This window comes from Caldicellulosiruptor sp. F32, from assembly GCF_000404025.1.
Lineage (GTDB): Bacteria > Bacillota > Thermoanaerobacteria > Caldicellulosiruptorales > Caldicellulosiruptoraceae > Caldicellulosiruptor > Caldicellulosiruptor saccharolyticus.
Map to the genome: position 1 here is coordinate 25,790 of NZ_APGP01000093.1, position 24,017 is coordinate 49,806.

Consider the following 24,017-nt stretch of genomic DNA (forward strand, 5'->3'; position numbering starts at 1 on the left):
ATGAAGATTGTGGCAGTAACATCTTGCCCCACTGGGATTGCTCACACGTACATGGCAGCAGAGGCACTTCAAATGGCGGCAAAAGAGCTTGGGGTTGAGATCAAGGTCGAAACAAGAGGGTCTGTTGGCGCAGAAAATGAGATAACACCGGAAGACTTAAAAGAGGCACATGCAGTAATACTTGCATGCGACACAAAGATTGATGAAGACAGATTCCAAGGATTGCCAATTGTACGAGCAAGTGTGAAGGATGCTATCAAAGACCCCAAAGGGCTTATTACAAAGGCTATGAACATGGAGAAGAAGGACTATGTTGATAAGGTCTTTGAGGCCAAGAAAGAAGCAAAAGAAAAAGCAACTGGTGTTTACAAGCATTTGATGACAGGTGTTTCTTATATGATTCCTTTTGTTGTCGCAGGTGGCATTTTAATTGCAATATCCTTTGCGTTTGGTATCAAAGCTTTTGAACAAAAAGGAACACTTGCAGCAGCGCTCATGGACATAGGCGGTGGTAGTGCGTTTTATCTCATGGTTCCAATACTGGCTGGCTTTATAGCATTTTCAATTGCAGACAGGCCTGGCCTTGTACCAGGAATGATAGGTGGGCTTTTAGCAAATAAGCTTGGAGCAGGTTTTTTAGGTGGCATTGTTGCAGGGTTTGCAGCCGGGTATTTAGTTGCATGGCTTAAGAAAACCATAAATCTACCAAAAACAATGGAAGGTTTAATGCCGGTATTGATCCTGCCTGTTTTGTCAACATTGATTATTGGTTTGGGTATGATATATGTTGTAGGCGAACCTGTTGCAGCTTTAAATAAAGCAATGACAGAATGGCTCAAAAGCATGAGCAGTGGCAGTGCTGTTTTACTTGGAATTATTTTAGGTCTTATGATGGCGTTTGATATGGGAGGACCTGTTAACAAAGCCGCATATACTTTTGCGGTATCAACTTTGGCAGCAGGTCAGCCATCAACAATAATGGCTGCAGTGATGGCAGCAGGTATGACACCACCACTTGGACTTGCGCTTGCAACAGTAATTGCAAAAGATAAGTTTACCACAGAAGAAAGAGAAGCAGGAAAGGCTGCTTTCTTCCTTGGAATTTCATTTATAACCGAAGGTGCAATCCCGTTTGCTGCAGCTGATCCACTTAGAGTTATTCCATCTATAATGGTAGGTTCAGCTGTGACTTCTGCCTTGAGCATATTGTTTAAAGCCACATTAGCAGTGCCTCATGGTGGAATATTTGTTTTGCCAATTCCAAATGCAGTTGGTAATTTGCCATTATATGCAGTTGCAATTTTGATAGGTACCATTGTGACAGCACTTATGGTTTCGGCCTTGAAACCTAAAAAGGTATAAAGGTAGGGCAGGGCAGCCTGCCTTTTCTTCTTGTAAAAATAAATTTTATGCCTTGGAGGGAATAAAATGGTTGAGGCAAAAGTTATTCTGCAAAATCCAACAGGACTTCATGCAAGACCTGCTAGCATATTTGTCACACAGGCGGCTAAATTTAAAAGTGATATATTTATCGTCAAAGACGGCAAAGAAGTGAATGCAAAAAGCATATTAAATATTTTGGCAATAGGAGCCAAAAAAGGTGATGAGATTACTTTAAAGATTGCTGGTGAAGATGAAAAAGAGGCTTTAGATACTTTAGTAAAACTTCTTGAAGGTTTGAATGAGTAGAAAAAGATGGAGGTATAAATATATATGATCGCAGGAATACCTGTATCAGAAGGAATTGGAATTGGGAAAGCTGTAATTGTCAAAAAAGAATATAGCATAAAACGCTACAGCGTTGATAATACCGAAACAGAGATAGAAAGATTTATAGAGGCTATTGATAAAGCTAAAAAAGAGATTTCAGATATAAAAAAGCATGCAGAGCAAACTCTCGGCTTAGATAAAGCCATGATATTTGATGCACACCTTTTAATTCTTGATGACCCTGAGTTTGTCAAAATGGTGAAAGAAAAGATACAGCAAGGCACAAATGCAGAGTGGGCAGTTGATGAGTCAGCAAAGTTTTATGAAAGCTTGCTCTTGAGCTTGGATGATGAGTATATGAGAGAGAGGGCAAGCGATATTAAGGATGTGTCTAAAAGGCTTATCAGAATTCTTAGTGATGAAAGTCATTCAGAGGCAGATTTAAAAAATCTTGCTGAGGGTAGTATTATTGTGGCTGAGGATTTGACACCTTCTGAAACTGCTCAGATGGATAAAACAAGAGTAGCTGGTTTTGTAACTCAACAGGGTGGAAAGACATCTCACACAGCTATAATTGCCCGAACATATGAGATTCCTGCAATAGTAGGTGTAAAAGGTGCTCTTGAGAAAATAAAAGATGGTGATGTTGTAATTGTAGATGGATATCAAGGCACAGTTTTAATCAACCCTGATAAGCAGACACTTGAAGAATATGAAAAGAGAATGAACGAGGAAAAAAAGAAAAAGGAAAAACTAAAAAGATTTGTTGCAACAGAAGTTAAAACTAAGGATGGCAAAAGAATTAAGGTGTATGCCAACATCGCTCTTCCTGATGAGGCTGAGATTGCGATAAAAAATGGCGCAGAGGGAATTGGACTTTTCAGAACAGAGTTTTTGTTTATGAACCGCAGTTCACCACCTTCAGAAGATGAGCAGTTTGCTGCATACAAAGCTGTGCTTGAGAAGATGGAAGGGAAGCCTGTTATTATAAGAACATTGGATGTTGGGGGAGACAAAAATATTCCGTATTTGAACATAGAAAATGAGCTCAACCCATTTTTAGGTTACAGAGCAATAAGGCTTTGTTTAGGTCATAGGGAACTGTTTAAAACCCAGCTAAAAGCGCTTTTGAGAGCATCAATTTATGGGGATCTAAAAATAATGTTCCCTATGATAACCACTGCTGGCGAATTAAAAGAGGCAAAAAGCATTTTGCAAGAAGCTAAAGAAGAATTGAAAAAACAGGGAATTGAGTTTTCAGAAAAAATAGAAATTGGTATAATGATTGAAACTCCTGCTGCAGCACTTGTTTCAGACATTCTTGCCGATGAGGTAGACTTTTTCAGCATTGGCACAAATGACCTTATTCAATATACACTTGCAATTGACAGGACAAATGAAAAGGTCTCATACTTGTATGACCCATTAAATCCTGCAGTTTTGAGGTTAATTAAAATGACAGTTGAAAATGCGCACAAAAAAGGAAAAGAAGTTGGGGTTTGTGGAGAGATAGCTTCTGATGAAAAAATTGTACCAATATTGATTGGGCTTGGTGTTGATGAGCTTAGCGTAAATCCTGCAAAGATTTTGAGTATTAAAAAAAGAATATTAGATGTGATCTACGGAGCTGAAAAAGATAAAATAAATATGTACTTGCAAAAGGCTAATAATTAAGGCTGTTGCCGAAAAATGCGTGTAACAGCCTTTTTATTTTTGATAAGAGAATGGACAGATTTTATCAAAATATTGAGACAAGCCTAAAAAAATTAAGATATAACTGCTGCCACCAGTAGTTGTAAAATAAAAGATGAGAACAAAAACGAAAGGTGGTAGATTCAGTTATGGTATTTGATATGCCGCTTGATCAGCTCAAAACCTACATGGGAACAAATCCATGCCCGCCCGATTTTGACGAATACTGGCAAAAAGCTTTAAAAGAGATGGACGATGTTGATCCGCAGGTTGAAATTGTAAAAGAAACTTCAATTGAAGCACCTTATGCAGAGTGCTACAACCTCTATTTCACAGGGGTAAAAGGTGCGAGAATAAGATCACAACTTATAAAGCCCAAAAAGATTGAAAAACCTTGCCCAGCAGTGTTAAGTTTTCATGGATATGCTTGGTATTCAGGTGATTGGAGCGACAAGTTTGCTTTGGCAGCAGCTGGTTTTGTAGTTGCTGCAATGGATGTGAGAGGTCAAAATGGCTATTCAGAAGATGTTGGCGGGGTCAAAGGAAATACTGTCCATGGACATATTATAAGAGGCTTAGATGGAGACAAAGAAGACCTTTTATACAGACAGATTTTCTTGGACACAGCTGAGCTTGCAAAGATAATTGCCAATATGCCAGATGTAGACAGCAGCAAAATTGCCGCAATGGGATTTTCACAAGGTGGTGGCTTGGCACTGGCGTGTGGTGCGCTTTCACCTTATGTATCAAGAGTGATATCAGTATATCCTTTCTTGTGTGATTACAAAAGAGTGTGGGAGATGGACCTTGCAAAGGATGCGTATGAAGAAATTAGAACATATTTCAGGTTTAGAGACCCTCTTCATGAAAGGGAAGATGAAATATTTACAAAACTTGGGTACATAGACGTTCAGCACCTTGCAAAGTGGATAAAGGCAGAAGTTTTGATGGTAACAGGGTTAATGGACACAATATGCCCGCCATCTACTCAGTTTGCTGCGTATAACAAGATTCAGAGCAAAAAGCAAATGCTAATTTATCCTGACTTTGGACATGAACAGATTTTCTACTTGAATGACAGAATATTTATGTATCTTATGGAGATGTTAGAATGAGGATAAAAGAGAGTTGAATAATAATGCTTATTAGGGCTAAAGCTTCTGGATGGGGAAACAGAGGTTTTAGCCTTTTTGTTTTTAAACGAAGCTAATTGTGGTATTATTATTTTGTAAAAACAATTGATTTCAAAGGTGATAAAATTGAGCAAAATTTTGTCTGTAAGTGAGCTTTACATGGACTATGGTCAGGGAAATGTGCTAAATGGAATCAGCTTTGAAGTTGAGGCTGGGCAGATTATAGGGTACATCGGACCAAATGGAGCAGGCAAGAGCACTACAATTAAAATCTTTTTGGGGATTATTACAAATTACAAAGGCAAGGTTGAGATTTTTGGTGAGGACATTAGAGGAAAGTATCTTTACAAAAGGAAAATAGGGTATGTTCCAGAGGTCATTGAGCTTTATGAAAGTCTTACTGCAATGGAGTACTTAAATTTTGTCGGGCAGCTTTATGGGCTTGATGAGGAGACAGTTAAAAAAAGATCGTTAGAGCTCATTGAAATTTTTGATTTGAAAGATGCTATAAATTCAAGGCTTTCTACATACTCAAAAGGTATGAAACAAAAACTTGCAATTATTTCAAGTTTAATTCACAACCCTGATCTTTTGTTCTTTGATGAACCCTTGACAGGTCTTGATGCAAACTCAGCAACAATCTTCAAAGAACTTATGAAAGAACTAAAGAAAGAGGGCAAAACCATTTTTTACTCTTCTCATATTATGGAAGTTGTTGAGAAGGTGAGCGACAGGATTATTCTCTTAAACAAAGGTACAATTGTTGCAGACGGTCCTTTTGAAGAACTTGCACAGAAACTTAAACAAAGTAATTTAGAGCAGCTTTTCAATGAGCTGACAGGCTTTACCAATCATCAGGAGATCGCAAAAGAAATTGTAAAGGTAATGAAGGGTGAAAAAGATGAGAGATAGTATTGCAGTGAGACTGTTGGATTTGTTTTTGCCTTTTATAAAAAAAGCAGGTATTGATTATGCCACTTTAAAAATTCTTTTGCGATACAAATTTTTAGTGGCAAAAAGAAGTGTGCCCACCCTGCAGAAGTCTTCTGTTGCAGATAAATTGTCAAAGATTTTCTATATCATTCTTCAATTTTTCATAGGTTTTATCCCTGCGGTGTTTCTTTTAATCAACAGTACAATGTTTGTGAGGATTTCACTTAACATTATGATTTTGCTTTTTTTAGTTGTCTCAACTATAATATCAGACTTTTCGTGGTTTATATTAGACATTACAGAGAAGAATATTATTTTGACAAAACCGGTTGATGATAAGACATATGCTTTTGCGAAAACATATTTTATTGTTGTTATGCTTTTTTCAAGAACATTTTTGATATTTCTTCTTTCTTTAATTTTGGGGGCTATAAAGTATAAATTGGCATTCTTCATTCTATTGTTGTTAATCTATCTGCTTGTACTTTTGTTCTCATACTGCTTATGTAACCTTTTATATGCAGGTATTTTAGTGTATTTTGATGGTGAAAAGCTAAGAGATGTCATAGTGGGTTTTCAGATTACTTTGATGGTTGTTTTTACTATTTTTTACCAGCTGTCGGGGCAAATATTTGAAGCAGTTGTAAAAGCCAATTTTTCAAAAGTACATTCTTGGTGGCTGTATATTTTACCAACATCATGGTTTGCAAGTTTATTTGAGTATTTGTATGGAAGCAATAGAAGTTTATTGAATCTCTCTTTCGGAGTTATGGCAATAGTAATTACACTGTTTTTGGTATATCTTCATGTTTCTTATACAGGCAAGATTTTAGAAAAAAATCTTGTAAAACTAAACGCAGGTGAGATTGAAGTAAAACCAAAAATCTACAAAGTGGGATTTATAAGCAATGTTTTGTTAAGAAATGGGGTTCAAAGAGCTTCATATATATTTGCAAAAGCTCAGCTAAAAAGAGACAGGTACTTAAAAAGCAGTATATATCCAAGCCTTGCATCATTTTTGGTAATTGCCATAGCGCCGGTAATAAGAGAAGCTTTTCAGAAAAAATCAGTCCTTGATGTTATTTCAAAAGAATTTTTCTTTTATTATTCAATGTATGTTTTTATAACAGGTATGATTTCTATATTTCAGATGGTACAGATAACAACCAACAAAAACGCTGCATGGATATATCAGGTTTTACCGATAAAAAAACCTTTTGATATTAAAAAAGGAGCGTATTTAGCTTTTGTCTTTACAATAGGTGTAAGACTATTCATTATACTTTCAATAATACTTTTTGTTTTAATACGTAATTCAATAATTGACTATTTAACAATGTTTTTTGTATTAATATTCTTTTCTCTTTTAGTATTTCCACTTGCGACACAGCAGATGCCTTTTTCAAGATCTGTTCAAGACAAACCACAACAGAAAAAGGGAACAGGAGCTTGGTATTTGGTTTATATGGCTTTGGGTGCTGTTTTAGGATTTGTCCACTATTTTTGGTTCAGAAAATATAAAGTCTATTTTTTAGTAGGATTAATAATAATTAATGTTATTTTATGGTATATTCGGTTTGAAATAGTGAATAACTCTGACGAAGAAGATTTTAAGAAGGATAGTGAAAAAATGATTTTTCCTTATAAAAAGTGGTAAAAGTAAGTTGAAGACACTGGTTAAATAAAGTTAGAAAAAGGGGGGTGAAAAATGTTTTCCAAAGTTTTGAAAGATGTTTAAATACATTGGGTTGCTTCTGCTAAGTGCTATTATTATGGCAATTGTAGTCTTAATATTTAATAGAGATGAAACTGGAAACATGTTATATATTGGAACTTGCCTACTGTTTTTAATAAATTTCTTTAAAAAGAAGAAAAATAGATATGTTAAAGTTATGTAATTTCCGAAAAATAATTTTTAAAGATGCTATTTATACAATAATATTGGCAATATCTTTTCTTTTTATTAGTGCCATTATAGACTCAATCAGCATAATGACTCCTTTTAAAGAGAGATATGAAAATTCAATGCAAAGATTTATAAGTAGCGAGGCAACAGCATTAATAGTTTTTACAATTGTAGTAGCAGCGCCAATTTTTGAAGAGTTTGTATTCAGAGGTTTAATTTTTGGTACGATGCTTGAAAATCAGATGAACATATATTTGGCAGTAATTATCCAAGCACTACTTTTTGGATTGTTTCACTCTAATTTATATCAGGGAATGTTTGCTTTTTTTATCGGAGTATTTTCAGCACTTGTTTTGTACTGGACAAATTCAATATGGAACTCAATTATATTTCATGCTACAGTAAATTCTTTTAGACTTATTGGGCTATTGTTTATGTCTGATAAGGTCGCAAACGCAGAGAATAACTCATCAATAAAGGGGTCTATTTTCATGTTAATAATATTAGGAATTGCCTTGATGTACAAGCCAATGAGATATTTTTACAAAAGAAAATCAGAAATTAGAAATAAAAGTAAAGAGGAGTTATCGCCTTCTTGATAACTCCTCTTTTGGTTTTAAAGTCTTAAAAGAAGTTATTTAGTAATAGAAATTCCAGCCATTTTGAGTATATTTTCAACATTTCTCATTATTGTTTCAAAATCTTTGTCTGAAAGCTTGCTTATATCTGCACCCTTTGATATATCAATCTTTGTTATATTAACTGGTTGATTTAGGGAATTGATAACCCCTTTTAAATCAAACATTACCTTGAAATTGTTAGAATCTTTCAAGTAGAAATACAATCTTTCACCTTTGAAATTATTTTTGCCGTCAACCATCATTCTGTACTGGAGAGTGAATGGAGGAATTTGTGGACTTATTTTATCTAATTGGTAAACAACCTCTTTTATTGACTGAGAATAATTTGCTTCAGCTTGCTTCATTATTTCGTCAATGTTTAAGGTAGTAGTTTTATCTAATTGCTGAGCATTTAGAATAGCTTGTGAATCTTCAAGTATTGCCTTTGCAACGTTTAAAACAACCTCTTTTGTTGCCTTATCATCCGCTGCTTTTGTCAAAATGGCTTTCAAAAGGTCAAGGGAAGAGTTCTTATTGAATTCGAAAATAATCTCATCACAGCTTTCCTTTTTACCATTGCTAAATATAAGTTCAACTTTTTTATCAGAAAGCTTTGCGCAAGATGCAAGTTTTGGTAAAACAACATCTGCGTAGCTTGCAATCAGTGACTGAAGCTGAGGATTGTTTTGAATATCGAAAAGTTTTATATACTTGTTTACATCAATCTGCACAGGCATATTGGCATAAGCTTGGTTCAGCTTTACATAAAGTGGTTTTGAGTAAATTTGTGGGAAGTTGTATGCAACATATTCTTTGTTAACATACATTGAACCTTTTAAGAGTTCTTTATTATTGTAATAAAGGGCAATTTGCATACTGCTTTCGTATTTTGAGACATCTGAAATAACCCTACCTTTGATGTACATTTTTTTGAAAAACTCTTCTAACTTTTTGCTATCTGCTGTTGCATTGTTTCCTGCAGAATACCTCAAATCAATTCTGAACTCTTCATCAATAGTTTTACTACTCTGAGCCTGAGCATAAGCTAAGCCAGCTTTTAAAAGAGGAGTAGAGACCGTTTGAGAATATGCAACAGAGCTGAGAAGTAAACTCAAAAGCAAGACAAATACAATACTTACGTTTAATAAGGTTTTCCTTTTCAAAACATTTACCCCCTCGCAGATTTTGATTAAAAAATTGTGCATATGTCAAGTATATACAATAGAAGTTAAACTGTCAAGAAATTTTTGAAATAACAAATAAAACCGTGGAATATCTCTCTAAGTCATTTGATTTATTAAATTTCAAAAAATTTCTTTACACTTTCTTTACAATTTAATCATACTTTCTTCACATTAAAGGGGTATTATAATATTGAAATCAAAAAACTAAATTGTGAAAGGAGATGAAAATCACATGATGAGATATTTCTATAGAGATTTTGACGGTCTTTGGGGATTTCACATGATTGGAGGATGGATAATGGGTATACTGTTTCTAATTATCTTTGTTGCTTTGATTATTTATGTTGTAAATAAGCTGAGCCATATATATTTGCAGACTAAAAGAGATACTTTGTCAAAATCAGAGGCAGATGATGAAGCATTGCGAATTTTAAATACCAGATTTGCAAATGGCGAGATATCTGAGGAAGAGTATGAGAGAAAGAAAAAGCTGCTGTTAAATCATAGAGTGGAAAGGTAAAAAATAAACAAGAGGCTGTCACCTCATCTTTTGTGACAGCCTCTTAATTTTTTATGTCTGTTTTAATCTTTCTATTTCTTGTTTGATTTGCTTTATTATTTCATTTTCATTGTATATCTCCTTTTTGCCGTCTTCATTTGTGATAGAAAATATAACAAATACTTTTCCTCCGTATTCTTCTGAAAATTTTTTGTGTGTTTGCGAAAGCCATTCTATCCAATTATGTATTTGAGGCATGTGTTCATAAGTAATGGGTTTTATTTGTATTCCAATATACTTGTTGTTTATTTGAATATAAAAGTCTACATTATATAATCTATCCCATTCATCTGGAGCGGGATAAATTTTTACGTTCAGCAATTTTTCTATTTTCCCGTAGATAGTTTCTTTTTCAGTGAGATACCCTTGAAAAGTGCGATTTATTACTAATTGCTTTATATAATTTATACAGTCTTCTTCAGTGACATCGTCAATTTCAGACTGAATAACTTCAGTTATTTTAATATACAATTTTCTACCAAGCTCTTTAAGATATTCTTCAGCGCTAGAGAATTCTAAATTTTGAGGCTTTAAGATATTCTCTTCTACAAGTTTTAAATAAGCCTTTTCCCACTCTTCGAGATTTTTAGGCGCTGTTTCTCTAATCCATTTAGCAACAGGACCCACTTTGTCTTTTTTGTTTAATCCCCATCTATTAGTTGCCATGTTTAAGATCCATTCTTTTGCCATTATTAATCAATCCTCTCTAATTTTTCAAATTTATTTTTGTAAGTGTAAAAACTATCTTTATCGGCTAAAGCAAGTCCACTTTTTATTAAGTAAGCATTGATAAAGATTTTGTTTTTAAGGTACAAATAAGCATTTACATTATTGTTTTTTACAGTAGAGTTGCTATCGTAGCGCAAAAAAACTTCTTTATTTAACACATAATTTTTTAAGTATTCTACAGCTTCCTTTTCCTTTTCTTTTTTTATTTTTACTCCTAATAATTTTACTTCTAAACCACTGTTAAGTTTAACTGTATCAGCAGAAACTATTTCGGAAACTTTAAAATATTGATTTTTTTTCGGTTCAATTATCTTAGGATCTATTATAGGTGATGCATCTTTGATACGCGGTTCATATTTCACAGCTTTTATCTCAGGAGTTTCGATTTCTTTTTTAATAGTCTCAATCTTATAAAGGAACGAGTTATTAATTGTATTTAACTTTTTATTTATTACTTCTAAAAAATCTGGATTGATTTCATACCCTATTGCATTTCTTTCAAGTTCTAACGCAACTTTTAAGGTTGTTCCGCTACCTAAGAATGGATCTAATATTGTGTCTCCAACAAATGAAAACATTTTAATTAATCTATACGGAAGTTCATCAGGGAACATGGCTTCATGTTCAGCTTGTTTTTCACCTTTAAAGTACCAGTGTCCGTTAAAGTATTCTTTCCACTCTTCCTTTGTCAAGATTGATTTTTCTTTAATTTCAGAAGACACCTTCGAGGATTTTCCAGGCTTTTTGAATATAAGTATAAATTCATAATCGATTTCTATCATGCCATTTGGTGGATATGGGTAAGAACCCATAACATTTGCTCCACCACTTGTATTCATAGTGGTTTTTTTCTGCCAAATTATTGCTCCCATATAATCAAATCCTATATCTTCACATTGAGCAATTATCTCAGAGTGTAATGGAATTATTTTATATCTGCCATAGACTATAGAGCGTGCAAATTGGTCACCAATATTAATACACAAACGGCGCCCTTCTTTAAGAACTCTAAAACATTCTTGCCATACCCGATACAAATCTTTTAAGTACTCATGAAGTGTTTGACCATATCCTATTTGGTTTTCTACACCATAATCTTTTAAATGCCAATAAGGCGGTGATGTTATTATCAAATCAATTGTTTCGTTATCTATTTCAGACATATTTCTGCTATCTCCAATGATTATTTTTCCCCAGTTCATTTTTCTAAGCTCCTTTCGCTTTACAGTTAGAAAAAATTCTTTTCACCAAACTATTATAACACTAAATAATTAACCATTTAAATCATTTTACTGCAAGAAATAAAGGCTGCCACACATTAAAAAGCAGTGGTAGCAGCCTTATGTTTTTCTTTATAAATTTGAAATTAATAATTTTCAGCTCTAATTTCAAAGAATGACTGTGGATGTTTGCAGGTTGGGCATACCTTTGGAGCTTCTTTGCCGACATGTACATAACCACAATTTCTGCACTTCCAAACAACAACATCGTCTTTTACAAACACCTTGCCATTTTCAACATTTTCAAGAAGCTTTCTGTATCTTTCTTCATGCTTTTCCTCAACCTTTGCAACAAACTCAAATGCAGTTGCTATCTCATCAAAACCTTCTTCTCTTGCAACCCTTGCGAACTCTTTGTACATCTCAGACCATTCATAATGCTCGCCTTCTGCAGCAGCTTTGAGGTTTTCTGCTGTGTTACCAATTCCATTTAAGAATTTAAAGAAGAGCTTTGCATGTTCTTTTTCATTTTCAGCTGTTTCCTCAAAAATTGCAGCAATCTGTTCATACCCTTCTTTTCTTGCCTGGGATGCAAAATAGGTGTACTTGTTTCTTGCCTGAGACTCACCAGCAAATGCTGCCCACAAGTTTTTTTCAGTCTGTGTTCCTTTTAAATCCTTCATCTCAAAACTCAACCTCCCACAATTTAATTGTTTTTATTTTTGCAATAAGGGCAGGTGCCCTTATAGTAGACATAAATTTCATCAACAATAAATTCAGAAGAAAGAGAAGATTGAATAGACTCTGGTTTTACTGAAAAATCATAAACTTTGCCACAGTTTTTGCACTGAAAATGCCCATGCACTGATGTATCAGCATCAAAGCGCGCAATATTTTCTTCAATTGTGATTATCTGTACAAGTCCTTTTTCTACAAATAAGCTTAAAGTGTTGTACACAGATGTTTTTGAAAGTGTAGGAATCTCAAGGACCAAGCTACTGTAAATCTCATCTACTGTTGGATGAGTTTTGTGATCTGCCAAGTATTCGTAAACCTTAAGCCTTATCAGCGATGGTTTTATTCCCTTTTGTAATAGCTTGCGTTTTAAAAAAGCCAAATCAGAAATTTTTACTTCCCCCTTGTGGATTTAATTTTAGATTGTACTTATTACAATTTTATTATATTTTCAACATTAAAATTTGTCAAGTAAAATTTTTTATAAAAAGTAAAGAGGGCTGTTGTTTCAATCTTCTTTTACCTTTTTTAAACAGCCCTTTTGAAAGTCACCCTCTTATATTTTATATACCCTTGCTTCATAGGGTTTTAAAACAATTTTTTCTTGAATGTTATCATCTACTTCATAGTTGCTAATTAAAAGCTCAGGTTTTTGAGTAAATATTTCTTTTGGTGCTAAAAACTCACTTTCTTCTTCGGAAAAGTTCATGACAACAAGAAGCCTTTCACCTTCATAATTTCTTGTATATGCAAAGATCTTTTCATCGTCCTCATAAAGCATTTGTACATCGCCATATACAATGACAGGATGCTTTTTTCTAAGTTCAATCAATTTCTTATAGTAATAAAACACCGAATTTTTATCTTCCAAAGCTTTTTTAACATTTATTTCCTTATAATTTGGATTTACCTTTATCCATGGGGTGCCTTTTGTAAACCCTGCGTTTTCAGAATCATCCCACTGCATTGGTGTTCGTGCATGGTCTCTGCTTCTTTTGTTTAAGATTTCTAAAAGCTCTTCATCTGATTTTCCAAGCTTTTTCATCTCTTTGTACCAGTTGAGTGTTTCGATATCTCTGAACTCATCAATACTTTCAAACTTGCAGTTTGTCATACCAATCTCTTCGCCCTGGTAAATATAGGGTGTTCCCTGCCATGTGTGAAGCAAAGTTGCTAAAAGCTTTGCAGATTCAACCCTGTATTCTTTATCATTGCCAAAACGTGAGACCATTCTTGGCTGGTCATGGTTGTTAAGGTAAAGTGAATTCCAGCCCTTGTCTTTTAAAGCTAAGTACCACTTGTACATTATCTTTTTCAAATCAGTGAGTTTCCAAGGTTTTATATTCCACTTGCTGCCGCTACAGTCCATATCCATATGTTCAAAATGAAAGAGCATATTAAGCTCATTTCTGTCATACTCCACATATAGCTTTGCAATTTCGGGTGTGACAAATGGGGTTTCGCCAACTGTCATGATATCATATTTGCTAAGAACTTCTCTGTTCATTTCCTGAAGATATTCATGCACTCTTGGACCGTTGGCATAATATCTAAAGCCAATTAGACCTCCTTGCTTTTCACCTTCTTTATCATCTGGCAGCCCTTCAACTTTTGAAATGAGGTTTATTACATCCATTCTAAAACCGTCTATGCCCTTGTCAAGCCACCACTTCATCATTTTGTAAATTTCTTGTCTGACTTTTGGATTGTCCCAATTAAGGTCTGGCTGCTTTACAGCAAAAAGGTGAAGATAATATTCTCCTGTCAACTCATCGTATTCCCACGCAGGACCGCTGAAGAAGGATGTCCAGTTGTTAGGAGGTCCTCCATTTTTTCCAGGTCGCCAGAAATAAAAGTCTCTGTAAGGGTTATCTTTTGATTTCCTGGATTCTTGAAACCATTTGTGTTCATCAGATGTGTGGTTAACTACTAAATCCATTAAAATTTTTATTCCTCGCTTGTGGGCTTCTTGCAAGAGCTTGTCAAAGTCCTCCATTGTTCCAAATTCATCCATAATATCATAGTAGCTACTGATGTCATATCCATTGTCGGCATTTGGAGATTTGTAAATTGGATTTAACCAGATTACATCAACTCCAAGCTCTTTTAAATAGTCAAGCTTTTGAATAATTCCAGGGAGATCTCCAATGCCATCACCATTCGAATCATAAAAGCTTCTTGGGTAGATTTGGTAAACAACAACTTCTTTCCACCATTTTTTATGCATACGTTTGACTTCTCCTTTCTCAGCACCTATGGAATTCTCATATCTAAAATTATACCTTATAATTTACAAAAACAGAAGTCGTTGTTTAGAATATAAAACATTTTCAGAGAAAAAGTTACTAAACGTTGTACTATTGGCTATTAATAGCTTATTTCTTCAATTCATGTTCTTTATTTGTAATAGCAAAATAAAATGTAGAAAGCTTCTCTTTGTTCTTATAGATCATGACAAGTAAATTTAAAAACCAAAGTGTCAAAAGGTATGCAGAAAAATCAAGAAGATAAAGGTAAACACCTACAATCAAAAATCCTAACACAACCATGAAAGCGTCTTCTTCGGTTGTGGTAGAGCCGCCGTGCTTTAGCTTTTTTGCGATTACAAAAAGAAGTGCTAAAACAATTGCATAGAAAAAAGACACTCTAAACTTGGTTGTTGCACTCCACACTCCAAATGTAGTTGCAATGGATTTTCCTCCTTTAAATCTCAAAAAAGGCGAAAATGCATGTCCCAAGATAGGTGCAATTGCAGCAGGGATAATATATGACTTTGGCAGGTATCCCTTTTCAACAAAATACACAAGAGGGAAATACCCTTTTGCAAAGTCCAAAAATACTCCCAAAAGCCCAATTTTGATTCCAGCTGCTTGAATTAAGTTAAAAGCTCCTGGATTTCCGTCGCCTACTTGTGTTATATCTTTTTTGACAAGCTTTCCAAGCCAGTAAGAGAACATCAGCGATCCACAAAAAAATTCCAAAAGAGTAATTGCAGCAAGCATTTTTATTTACCCCCTACTTTAATTTGTCTTCCTTTCCAACAGATGCTGCCCAGGAATTTTACTTGATAGAATGAATATAGAATCATCAGCAAAAAATATGCGGTAGGAATAAAGTGAAGTATAGGAAGCAAAATGCCAAAATTGCCTATATATATTTGAAGGTATAATATTTGAACAACATAAAGAATATAGCCTATCAAAAACTGGATTGCTAAAGGATGATGAATGTAGAGCAAAATGGGTGTTAAGAAACCTGTTAAGACAAGTCCAAAAGCCCACAGAGCAATTAAAAAGACTGTCTTTGTATTTAAAAGCTGCATGCTCAATGCCGCACTCTTTGCAATTCCTTCAAGCTGGCTTTTCATTCCATTTGGGTACATTCTGAATGCTACAGTATCGTATCCTAAAAAATTTTCAACTCTTATACCATTTTCGCAAAATAGCTTGCCAAGACTTAAATCATCTGTTACTATGCTACATATACGTTTGTGCCCGCCAACCTTTTCGTAGTCTTTTCTAAAAACTGCTATACAAGAACCATACATTCCTTTGCTTCTGCTCTTTCTTTCATATGGTGACATAAAAGCAAACACACCGAGAATATTAACAATTAAACACAATCTTTCATAAAACTGCTCTGTCTTATGATATGGTATAACCGAAATTGCACCATTTGTTGAAAAAAGGGTTTTTACAATTCTTTCTACACCATCTTTGGATAATCTCACATCAGCATCTAAGAATATCAGTATATCACCTGTTGAGTTTAAATACCCGTTCCAAAGAGCCCAATTTTTACCTGTCCAGCCTGGAGGCAAAGGAGGATTCTTAATTAATTTAACGCCAAATTCCCTGGCAATCTTAGAAGTATTATCTTCAGAAAAATCATCTACAACTATTATTTCATCAGGAACAGTAGTTTGGTTAAAAAGGCTTTTGAGCAGGTAGGGCAGATTTTTCTCTTCATTCCGAGCAGGTATTATTACCGAAATCTTCTGATTTAGTTCAAGAGACTCGTCCTTAGAGTCTGCTAGAAATATTTTTGAGAAAAGGAGAAATCCCGAAGCTATGCCCAGGATGGAGATAATAAAAAATATCATAAAAAAACCAGCTCCTTTTTAAAAGGGAGAGTATCGCTGAGCGTGTTTATTTATTATATTATATATCATTTGAGTTATTGTTTAAATGAAATAATATCAACAACCTTCTTTCTAACATCTTGAGTTTACAAAAAAGAAAAAATTCTCAATAGTACACTTTTAATATTCTAAAGAGTATGTTATAATATTAACAAATAAAATATTTGCTCCTGACTTAGAGGGCAAAATGGCCTGATAAGGAGGGGATGTAAAAGATGAAGAGAAAGATATCCACCTCTTTTGGCTAAAGATAAGGCTTTGGACACGTAAAAGGTCAGGAGAGGTGGATTTTTTATTTTTACATTAAAGGAGAATGGTGCTTTTATGGAAAGAAGGATTGGTGTTATTGGAATTGTTGTTGAAAACAGAAAAGAGGTGGCAGATAAGCTCAACAAAATCCTAAGTGAACATGGTGACATTATTGTTGGAAGAATGGGTATACCTTATAAAGAAAGAGGGCTTTGTGTAATCTCGCTAATAGTTGATGGGACAACTGACGAGATTGGTGCGCTCACAGGAAAGCTTGGTGCTTTGAACGGTGTTAAGGTAAAAAGTGCTCTTACAAAATAAAGATTGGAGTGTGGTTTGAAAATGTTCAAAAAAGACCAGTGGGAAAGAGCCGAGTTTATAAATGATGAGATGGTTTTTGAGATTCTTGAAAAGGGAAAACAAAACCAAGATAGGGCAGAAGATATAATTCAGAAAGCATTGAATCTGTATGGGCTTGAGCCAGAAGAAGTTGCAGCACTTCTTTATATAGATGATAAAGACCTTTTAGAAAAACTTTTCAAAGCTGCAAAGCAGGTAAAAGAGAGAATCTATGGCAAGAGAATTGTGCTTTTTGCACCACTTTACATCAGCAACTTTTGCGTAAATAATTGCCGCTATTGTGGCTATCACAGATCAAACACTAAAATGAAAAGAAGAAAACTTACTATGGATGAGATACGAAAAGAGGTTGAGATAATTGAATCTCTTGGGCACAAAAGAATTGCTCTTGAGCTTGGCGAAGACCCCAAAGAAGCTCCAATTGAATATGTTATAGATGCCATAAACACTATATACTCTGTTTACAAGGAAAAAGGCAATATCAGAAGAGTAAATGTCAACATTGCTGCAACCACAATTGAAGAATATAGAATGCTAAAAGAAGCAAAAATAGGCACATATGTGCTTTTCCAAGAAACATATCATCGACCAACATATGAATACATGCACCCCGAAGGACCAAAATCAGATTACGACTGGCATACAATGGCAATGGACAGAGCTATGCAAGGCGGAATTGACGATGTTGGTTTAGGGGTTTTGTTTGGGCTTTATGATTACAAGTTTGAAGTTGTAGGATTGATTTTACATGCAAAGCATTTAGAAGAAAGGTTTGGTGTTGGACCACATACAATTTCTGTGCCAAGGATTAGACCTGCCGAAGGTGTTGAGGTGACAAAAGAGAAATATCCATACTTAGTATCTGATGACGAGTTCAAAAAAATTGTTGCAATAATTCGACTTGCCGTGCCCTACACTGGCATGATTTTATCAACAAGAGAAAGACCAGGGTTTAGGGAAGAGGTAATTGACCTTGGAATTTCTCAAATTAGCGCTGGGTCTTGTACAGGTGTTGGTGGATATACACTTGAGTACCAAGGAAAATCCACGGGTGATTTAGATGAAGATCTTGCACAGTTTGAAGTAGAAGATAAAAGAAGTCCTGATGAGGTCATAAGAACTCTTTGTGAGGCAGGTTATATTCCAAGCTACTGTACAGCTTGCTACAGAAGAGGAAGAACTGGAGATTTGTTTATGCAATATGCAAAGACAGGTGATATTCAAGACTTTTGCACTCCAAATGCGCTTTTGACTTTTATGGAATACTTAGAGGACTATGGTTCTGAGAAAACTAAGGAAATTGGGAGGAAATTAATATATGATAGCTTAAATCAAATAAAAGATGAAAAGATGAGAAAAGAAACAGAAAAAAGGCTTGAGATGATACGACAAGGTGACAGGGATTTGTATTTTTGAGCATTATACAAAAACAAAAGACCAGTAAAAACCATAATGGGGCTATTTTATTTTATAGCCCCGTTTTTGCTGTTTTGTTCATCTTCTATTTGTTTTATTATATGCTCAATTGCAAGTTTTGAAAATGGCTTTCGCACAAACTCATATGCTCCACATTTCTTGGCTTCTTTTTCAATATCTGGCTGAGATATTGCAGAGATTATAATAACCTTAACATCAGGAATGATATTTTTTAAGATGCGAGTTGCGGTGAGCCCGTCCATATCAGGCATTGTGATATCAAGTGTGACAATATCAGGTTTTAGGTCCTCAACATTTTCGATAAGCTGTGAAGCTGATGAAAATTCTGCAATAACCTGATGCCCTAGTGATATGAATATGTCTTTTAGAATTTGCCTTATAAATTGGGCATCATCTACAATACAGATCTTCATAACAAATCTCCTCTTTGACATTGTCAAATATTTTCAAGGACACTATAATATATTATAATGCTTTTGCAGAAAAAAACAACACTGTTCATATAGAATTTTAGAGAAAAAATCAAGACTGTAAATTAAAGAAGTTTTAGTACAAAGAGGTAATGCTATGCTTAGAAAGGAAAATTTAAAGATAGGCAACTTTTCAATATATCAAGATACAGATTTTTTCCTATATGGAACTGATGCGGTAGTACTCAGTGATTTTATTGAAGTAAAGAAAAATGACATTGTGGTTGAGTTTGGGACGGGTAACTTGATAATTCCTATTCTACTTTGGGCAAAGAACAAAAAGTTCAAAAAACTGTACGCTTTAGAGATTCAAAAAGAGGTATGTGAGCTTGCAATTCTCAACAGAAATATCAACAATCTTCAAGACAAGATTGAGGTGATAAATGCAGACCTGAAAGATGCACTAAAAATCTTTGGTTCAGAGTTTGCCAATGTTGTGTTTACAAATCCACCTTATAGAAAAGTGAACAGCGGCACAATCAATCCAAATATCAAAAAAGCCATAGCTCGCCATGAGATTATGTGCACAATTGAAGATGTTGTAAAAAGTGCTATGCAGATTTTGAAATTTGGTGGAAGGTTCTATATGGTCTACAGGAGTGACAGGTTAACTGATGCTCTTTACTATTTGAGAGTTTATAAGTTGGAGCCAAGCCTTATAAGGTTTGTTCATCAAAATAAGGATAAAGAGTCTTCGCTTGTTTTGATTGAGGCAAAAAAGGGCAAACAGTGCACACTTAAGGTGGACAAACCACTTTTTGTGGATGAGATGGAGTATTATGGTGAACTTCAAAAAGAAGATACGGAGTGAACAGTAGTGAGTGGAAAGCTATTTATTGTTGGAACACCAATTGGAAACCTTGATGATATATCAAAAAGAGCATTAGATACTCTAAATATAGTAGACTTTATAACTTGCGAGGATACAAGAGTTACAATAAAGCTTTTGAACCACTTTGGAATTAAAAAAAGGCTTGTTTCTTACCATGAGTTTAGCCCAGAAGAGAAAGAAGATAGAATAATACAAGAGCTTAAAAATGGCAAAAAGATTGCTCTGGTTTCAGATGCAGGAATGCCGCTTATCTCAGACCCTGGATATGAACTTGTAAGAAGGTGTCTAAAAGAAGGAATTGAAGTAACAGTAATTCCCGGGCCTTGTGCCTTTGTATGTGCTTTGGTAATATCGGGGCAGAATACTCAAAATTTTGTGTTTGAAGGTTTTTTGCCCAAAAATAAGCGAGCAAAAAAAGAAAAACTTGAAAGTCTTAAATTTGAAAAGAGGACAATGATATTTTACGAGGCACCTCACAAGCTTTTGGATACACTTTCACAGATGGCAGCTGTTTTTGGTGAAGACAGAGAAATTAGCATAGTAAAAGAGATTACAAAAGTGCATGAAAGTGTGATGATCACGACCTTACGTGAGGCTATAGATTTTTTTGAGAAAACTTCCCCCAAAGGTGAATATGTCCTTGTTGTAAGAGGATTTGAAGAGAATGCAAAAGAAAAGAATAAAAAATTTGATGTAGAATCTATTAAGAAGCGTTTAAAAGAAAAGATAGCTCAAGGGTTGACCAAAAAAGAAGCTGTTAAAATTGTAGCTGAGGAGTTGAAGGTTGCCAAAAACATAGTTTACAAAATTGCACTTGAAATTGAAGATTTTAGTAAAAAAGAATAAAGGGGAGGGCTCTTTTTTAAAGAGCCCTCCCCTTTCACTTAAAAATATTTTCCCGCTGTCAGATTAGCTCTTTTTGAGTTCTTCCATACAATCTTTACAGATGTTCTTGCCCTTGTAGTAGATAACATCCTTTGCATTGCCGCAGAAAATGCAAGCTGGTTCATACTTTCTTAAAATAATCTTGTCACCGTCAACAAAGATTTCTAAAGCGTCCTTTTCAGCGATGTCAAGAGTTCTTCTGAGCTCGATAGGAAGAACTATTCTGCCAAGCTCGTCAACCTTTCTTACAACACCTGTTGATTTCATTTTTCATATACCTCCTTCCTACAAATTTCGACATTTTTCTTACACTGCTAATATACCATCGTTGCAATTTTATGTCAAGAATTTTTTAAGTCTTTTTACAATATATTGTGAACTATCAAACTATAACTTATACAGGTTTTATGTGTGGATATCATGCTTAGTCGTAAGTTTTCGCATATTTAGAATTTTAAAGAGTGTATCTATCTAATTAATAGAATAAAATAATTGTAACAAAAAGAAAGAAAAAACTGTAAATATAAAATGACAATTTATCTCTTATGTTTCGACATTTTTCGACAACTATTGACATATTGTATTTCAATCACACAAAGATTTGCCGACTTATCTAAAACCTTATAACTTTAAAGGTAAGATATTTATCAAAATTTGCACAATAAATGTGCAAGTAAAATGACATAGCATATTACATAAGTGTGCGTTTTTTTGTCTATTATATATCTTTTCTACTTGGGATATTGTTTTCTGCTATTAAAATAGTCTTGACAAAAAACAGTACCTATAAAACCGAGAAAAATTTGAGTAGGGATAGCAATTCAAAAGGGGTCTATAGATAACTTAAGAAGATGTGCATATATCGACAACAAATTGATTAAAATAATGCAAAAAATATTGACAAATTATATTTGCTATTATAAAATTTAAATGAGCGGGTTGGCAAAAGATAATGAATTTAACAGTAGGGGAAATAAGAATGAAGAGGGTAACAATTAGCGATATTGCAAGAAGTCTCAACCTTTCAAGAAACACCGTATCTAAGGTTCTAAACAATAGCGCTACTGTTGCTGAAGAGACAGCCATAAAAGTTATAAAAAAAGCTATTGAATTAGGATATCCCAAACTCAAGCCGGAGCTAATTGAAAAGGTCAGGTCTTCAAGAGAAAATAAAAAAGTTGCAATTTTAGTAAAAGCTGCTCTTTCTGAGTTTTGGATTGATATCATCAATGGTATCTCCAATGAGCTTGGAAAGTATGGATATAGTCTATTTTACAATTACATAAGTGATGAGGATGAAAAAAATTTAGTAGTTCCACTTAACATAACAAATCATGAGGTTGATGGTTTGATTGTATTGAGTGTTTTTGAAAAAGAGTATATGGAAAAGATAAAAGAGTATAAACTGCCAACTGTCTATTATGATGCGCCACTTTATGCTGATTTAGAAGAGCTGCAAGGAGATGTTATTTTTACTGAGTGTGAAAACAGTGTCTACAAACTCACAAAACTTTTGATTGAAAAAGGCTATAGCCCAATAGGTTTTATTGGTGATATAACTTATTGTAAATCAATATACGAAAGATGGCTTGGGTTTGAAAAGGCTCTAAAAGACAGTGGATTAGAAGTGGAAAAGGAATATTGTATAATAGAACACATGCCATTTAGGTATTATATTCAGGAAGAAGTTGATAAGAGCTTAGAGAAAATGCCAAAATACCCCCGTGCTTTTGTTTGTGCAAATGATGATATTGCTATTTTTACCATAAGGTTTTTAAAAGAAAAGGGGCACAAAATACCCCAAGATATAGCTATTGTTGGTTTTGATAATTTAAAAAGGTCTGTTCTTGTCGACCCACCACTCACAACTGTCAATATAGATAAAGAAATTCTTGGAAGAAGGCTTGCACAAGCCATTGTAAGAAGAATTGAAAACAATATACCCATTTTCGAAACAGTAAGGTTATCAACTCAGATTATAATAAGAAGCTCATGCTAAGGTCAACGTCAATAATGGCCAAAACGGAAGTAGAAAGAGGTGTAAAAATTGCGTTTAATGGGTAAGAGATTTTTAATAAAACTTAGTAAGTTATCTTTGCTGATTGTTATAAGTATCATCCAAGTTATACTTTTGTCATGTGTTGCATATGCACAGCAAGACTCTAAGCCGTTGTCAATCCAGCAGTATATTACAAAGTACAAAAACTATCCACATCCAAAGCATACAATTATAGTAAATGCCACTGACTATGTAAACTTTAGCGACACTACCTTGAAAAAGCTTGACAATTTAGCTGGTCAGAAGAATGTTTTAGTATGGGAAAAAGAAGGCGGTTTTGTTGAGTGGAAAGTAAACATACCTGAGAGTGGTCTTTACAACATGGCAATGCTCTATTATCAGCTTCCTGGTAAAGGACTTGGTATTGAGCTTTCGATCTTGATTGATGGCAAACTTCCTTTCAATGAGGCTCAGAAGATTACATTTCCACGAATTTGGAAGGATGTAACAGGAATTAGAAAAGACAAAAGGGATAATGACCTTCGTCCAAAAACTCAAGAGTATCCAATGTGGCAAGAAGCTGATTTTATTGACACAGAAGGGTTTTATAACAAACTATTTTCTTTCTACTTTGAAAAAGGTGAGCATACAATCAGGCTTGTGAGTATTCGCGAACCGTTTGCAATAAAGTATATAAAAATATATAACAAAGAAGAAATTCCAACATATGCTGAGATTTCAAAGAACTATACAAATCTTCCTACTGCAAAGAACGTGTTGATCAGATTTCAGGCAGAAAGACCATATCTTAAATCTGACCCAATTTTGTATCCAATGTATGATAGGACTGATCCTGCAACAGAGCCTTTCCACGTATCAAAAATTAGACTAAATACTTTGGGGCAGTGGAACTGGAAGTACCCTGGCATGTGGGTAAGCTGGAAGTTTGAAGTACCAAAGGATGGGCTTTATAAGATTGTAATAAAAAGCAGACAAAACTTTCAAAGAGGAATGTCAACGCACAGGAAGCTTTACATAGATGGAAAGGTGCCGTTCAAAGAAGCAGAGGATATAGAGTTTCCATACAGTATAAGATGGTATATGAAAACATTGGGTGATAAAGGCAAACCTTATCTTGTATATCTTACAAAAGGTGAGCATGAATTAAAGCTTGAAGCAACACTTGGTGAACTTTCGCCGATTCTGACTGAAGTGGAGGAAAT

23 protein-coding genes and 1 pseudogene are annotated in these 24,017 nt (G+C 34.4%); 14 read left to right on the forward strand and 10 right to left on the reverse strand.

The window, feature by feature from the left end:
• The 7 genes from H964_RS08630 (at position 1) to H964_RS08660 (ending at position 7,973) form a co-directional block, all read left to right on the forward strand.
• On the forward strand, positions 1-1,362 hold the full coding sequence (locus H964_RS08630) for a PTS fructose transporter subunit IIC (protein ID WP_039766682.1): 1,362 nt from the start codon (positions 1-3) through the stop codon (positions 1,360-1,362).
• A gap of 66 nt (positions 1,363-1,428) precedes the next feature.
• Positions 1,429-1,689, forward strand: coding sequence for an HPr family phosphocarrier protein (locus H964_RS08635; protein ID WP_011917937.1), 261 nt, complete (start codon positions 1,429-1,431; stop codon positions 1,687-1,689).
• 24 nt (positions 1,690-1,713) lie between these two features.
• Positions 1,714-3,384: a phosphoenolpyruvate--protein phosphotransferase gene (gene ptsP, locus H964_RS08640; protein ID WP_039766686.1), complete on the forward strand. Its 1,671-nt coding sequence runs from the start codon at positions 1,714-1,716 to the stop codon at positions 3,382-3,384.
• A 167-nt stretch (positions 3,385-3,551) separates the two neighbouring features.
• Entirely contained in the window at positions 3,552-4,517 is a 966-nt protein-coding gene (locus H964_RS08645) for an acetylxylan esterase (RefSeq protein ID WP_011917935.1), read from the forward strand.
• A gap of 144 nt (positions 4,518-4,661) precedes the next feature.
• The gene (locus H964_RS08650) at positions 4,662-5,447 is read left to right on the forward strand and encodes an ABC transporter ATP-binding protein (protein ID WP_039766688.1); all 786 of its coding nucleotides are present in this window, start codon (positions 4,662-4,664) and stop codon (positions 5,445-5,447) included.
• Entirely contained in the window at positions 5,437-7,125 is a 1,689-nt protein-coding gene (locus H964_RS08655; RefSeq protein ID WP_039766690.1) for a hypothetical protein, read from the forward strand. Before H964_RS08650 ends, H964_RS08655 begins: the two co-directional genes overlap by 11 nt.
• A 224-nt stretch (positions 7,126-7,349) precedes the next feature.
• The gene (locus H964_RS08660; RefSeq protein WP_039766692.1) at positions 7,350-7,973 is read left to right on the forward strand and encodes a CPBP family intramembrane glutamic endopeptidase; all 624 of its coding nucleotides are present in this window, start codon (positions 7,350-7,352) and stop codon (positions 7,971-7,973) included.
• A 35-nt stretch (positions 7,974-8,008) separates the two neighbouring features.
• On the opposite strand, the gene H964_RS08665 is transcribed toward H964_RS08660, so the two are convergent.
• Complete coding sequence (locus tag H964_RS08665; RefSeq protein ID WP_039766694.1) at positions 8,009-9,157, reverse strand: hypothetical protein; 1,149 nt, start codon at positions 9,155-9,157, stop codon at positions 8,009-8,011.
• A gap of 256 nt (positions 9,158-9,413) precedes the next feature.
• On the opposite strand from H964_RS08665, the gene H964_RS08670 reads away from it, so the two are divergent.
• Complete coding sequence (locus H964_RS08670; RefSeq protein ID WP_237738252.1) at positions 9,414-9,698, forward strand: SHOCT domain-containing protein; 285 nt, start codon at positions 9,414-9,416, stop codon at positions 9,696-9,698.
• Between the two features lie 51 nt (positions 9,699-9,749).
• Here H964_RS08670 and H964_RS08675 read toward each other — a convergent pair whose 3' ends face one another.
• The 7 genes from H964_RS08675 to H964_RS08705 form a co-directional block, all read right to left on the reverse strand.
• Positions 9,750-10,427: an MjaI family restriction endonuclease gene (locus tag H964_RS08675; protein ID WP_039766698.1), complete on the reverse strand. Its 678-nt coding sequence runs from the start codon at positions 10,425-10,427 to the stop codon at positions 9,750-9,752.
• A 2-nt stretch (positions 10,428-10,429) separates the two neighbouring features.
• Positions 10,430-11,668 (reverse strand): DNA methyltransferase, encoded by a 1,239-nt coding sequence (locus H964_RS08680; RefSeq protein ID WP_039766700.1) that lies wholly within the window; start codon positions 11,666-11,668, stop codon positions 10,430-10,432.
• 164 nt (positions 11,669-11,832) lie between these two features.
• On the reverse strand, positions 11,833-12,369 hold the full coding sequence (rbr, locus tag H964_RS08685) for a rubrerythrin (protein ID WP_039766702.1): 537 nt from the start codon (positions 12,367-12,369) through the stop codon (positions 11,833-11,835).
• A gap of 23 nt (positions 12,370-12,392) precedes the next feature.
• Entirely contained in the window at positions 12,393-12,803 is a 411-nt protein-coding gene (locus H964_RS08690) for a Fur family transcriptional regulator (RefSeq protein WP_039766705.1), read from the reverse strand.
• 174 nt (positions 12,804-12,977) lie between these two features.
• On the reverse strand, positions 12,978-14,648 hold the full coding sequence (locus H964_RS08695; RefSeq protein WP_039766707.1) for a glycoside hydrolase family 13 protein: 1,671 nt from the start codon (positions 14,646-14,648) through the stop codon (positions 12,978-12,980).
• A 148-nt stretch (positions 14,649-14,796) separates the two neighbouring features.
• Positions 14,797-15,423, reverse strand: coding sequence for a glycerol-3-phosphate acyltransferase (locus H964_RS08700; protein WP_039766708.1), 627 nt, complete (start codon positions 15,421-15,423; stop codon positions 14,797-14,799).
• A gap of 2 nt (positions 15,424-15,425) precedes the next feature.
• Positions 15,426-16,523, reverse strand: coding sequence for a glycosyltransferase (locus H964_RS08705; RefSeq protein ID WP_039766709.1), 1,098 nt, complete (start codon positions 16,521-16,523; stop codon positions 15,426-15,428).
• 363 nt (positions 16,524-16,886) lie between these two features.
• Between H964_RS08705 and H964_RS08710 the strand changes: the two genes are divergently transcribed.
• Positions 16,887-17,132 (forward strand): TM1266 family iron-only hydrogenase system putative regulator, encoded by a 246-nt coding sequence (locus H964_RS08710; RefSeq protein ID WP_039766711.1) that lies wholly within the window; start codon positions 16,887-16,889, stop codon positions 17,130-17,132.
• Between the two features lie 21 nt (positions 17,133-17,153).
• A complete protein-coding gene (gene hydG / locus H964_RS08715) occupies positions 17,154-18,587 on the forward strand; it encodes a [FeFe] hydrogenase H-cluster radical SAM maturase HydG (RefSeq protein ID WP_039766713.1) in 1,434 nt (477 codons plus the stop codon).
• Positions 18,588-18,634: 47 nt separating this feature from the next.
• On the opposite strand, the gene H964_RS08720 is transcribed toward hydG, so the two are convergent.
• On the reverse strand, positions 18,635-19,021 hold the full coding sequence (locus tag H964_RS08720) for a response regulator (RefSeq protein ID WP_011917922.1): 387 nt from the start codon (positions 19,019-19,021) through the stop codon (positions 18,635-18,637).
• A 154-nt stretch (positions 19,022-19,175) separates the two neighbouring features.
• On the opposite strand from H964_RS08720, the gene H964_RS08725 reads away from it, so the two are divergent.
• Both H964_RS08725 and rsmI read left to right on the forward strand, forming a co-directional pair.
• Positions 19,176-19,889 (forward strand): tRNA1(Val) (adenine(37)-N6)-methyltransferase, encoded by a 714-nt coding sequence (locus H964_RS08725; RefSeq protein ID WP_039766715.1) that lies wholly within the window; start codon positions 19,176-19,178, stop codon positions 19,887-19,889.
• Between the two features lie 6 nt (positions 19,890-19,895).
• On the forward strand, positions 19,896-20,756 hold the full coding sequence (gene rsmI, locus H964_RS08730) for a 16S rRNA (cytidine(1402)-2'-O)-methyltransferase (RefSeq protein WP_039766716.1): 861 nt from the start codon (positions 19,896-19,898) through the stop codon (positions 20,754-20,756).
• Positions 20,757-20,819: 63 nt separating this feature from the next.
• Here rsmI and H964_RS08735 read toward each other — a convergent pair whose 3' ends face one another.
• Positions 20,820-21,062, reverse strand: a complete 243-nt coding sequence (locus H964_RS08735; protein WP_011917919.1) for an AbrB/MazE/SpoVT family DNA-binding domain-containing protein — start codon at positions 21,060-21,062, stop codon at positions 20,820-20,822.
• A gap of 712 nt (positions 21,063-21,774) precedes the next feature.
• Between H964_RS08735 and H964_RS08740 the strand changes: the two genes are divergently transcribed.
• A complete protein-coding gene (locus tag H964_RS08740) occupies positions 21,775-22,794 on the forward strand; it encodes a LacI family DNA-binding transcriptional regulator (RefSeq protein ID WP_039766722.1) in 1,020 nt (339 codons plus the stop codon).
• 57 nt (positions 22,795-22,851) lie between these two features.
• Positions 22,852-24,017 (forward strand): annotated as a pseudogene (locus H964_RS08745) (extracellular solute-binding protein); the annotation flags it as partial.